Source organism: Mesorhizobium sp. M1A.F.Ca.IN.020.06.1.1 (genome assembly GCF_004023265.1).
GTDB lineage: Bacteria > Pseudomonadota > Alphaproteobacteria > Rhizobiales > Rhizobiaceae > Mesorhizobium.
In genome coordinates, this window is record NZ_RZSR01001400.1 from 1 (window position 1) to 1081 (window position 1081).

Sequence of the window (1081 nt, forward strand, 5' to 3'; positions counted from 1 at the left end):
GCATATTCGGAAGCCATTTTGACATAGGCATCGGCCGACGGCCCTGCCGACATCTGCGCTTCGAGCATGTCGAAACGCTTGACGACTTGGTCCATGCGGTCGCGGGGCAGGTTGATCATGGGCTTGGGACTTCGGTGGACTTCACGTCAGGACGAGTCGAAACTGGCGAGTTTCGAGAACCGGAGCGGAATGTACATTTAGGTACATGAGCACCTGAAGCGCTGAAAATCGACATTTGCAGACCGCCCTCACGTGAATCTAGAGCGGAATGGAGCGGTCGTCGGCAAAGGCTTGCAGCAGCGCCCGCATCGGCGTTCCTTGGGCGGGGGCCATCAGATTGTCGCTGAAGAAGGCTTCCAGCTCCTGCAGCGGCAATTCGGTCAGCATCGCCTTGACCGGGCCGATCGAGGCCGGCGACATCGAGATCGAGCGGAAGCCGACGCCGATCAGCGCCATCGCCGAGATCGGCTTGCCCGCCAACTCGCCGCACAGCGTCACCGGCGTATGGTTGCGCGCGCCGGCGTCGGCGATCTGCTTCAGCACGCGCAGGAACGGTGCCGACAGCGTGTCGAAACGGTCGGCAAGCTGCGTGTTGCCGCGGTCCACTGCCATGACGAACTGGAAGAGGTCATTGGAACCGACCGAGACGAAGTCGACCGCCTTCATCAACTCGTCGAGCTGGAACAGCAGCGACGGCACCTCCAGCATCGCGCCGAGCTTGAGGCTCGTCGGCAAGTGATGCGCAAAACGCGACAGGTGCCGGACTTCGCGGTCGATGATCTCGCGCGCCTGCGCGATTTCCGACAGTTCCGTCACCATTGGCAGCATCAGCTTCAGCTCACGCCCGCCGCAAGCCTTGAGCAGCGCGCGGATCTGTGTCCTGAGGAGGCCGGGGCGGTCGAGGGTGAGCCGGATCGCCCGCCAGCCGAGTGCCGGGTTTTCCTCTTGCACCGCGCCCTTGAAATAGGGCAGCACCTTGTCGCCGCCGATGTCGATGGTACGGAAGGTGACCGGCTTGCCGCGCGCCGCCTCGAGCACATCGCGATAGAGCCGCTCCTGCGCCTCGGCGCGCGGTAAGGTC

General features: G+C 63.6%; 1 protein-coding gene and 1 pseudogene. Both read right to left on the reverse strand.

Annotated features, from left to right (window positions below; translation table 11 throughout):
- Positions 1-119 (reverse strand): annotated as a pseudogene (locus EOA60_RS39450) (peptide chain release factor 1); the annotation flags it as partial.
- 139 nt (positions 120-258) lie between these two features.
- Positions 259-1081, reverse strand: an 823-nt coding sequence (locus tag EOA60_RS34370; RefSeq protein ID WP_348632750.1) for a putative PEP-binding protein, incomplete at its 5' end; no start/stop codon positions are given.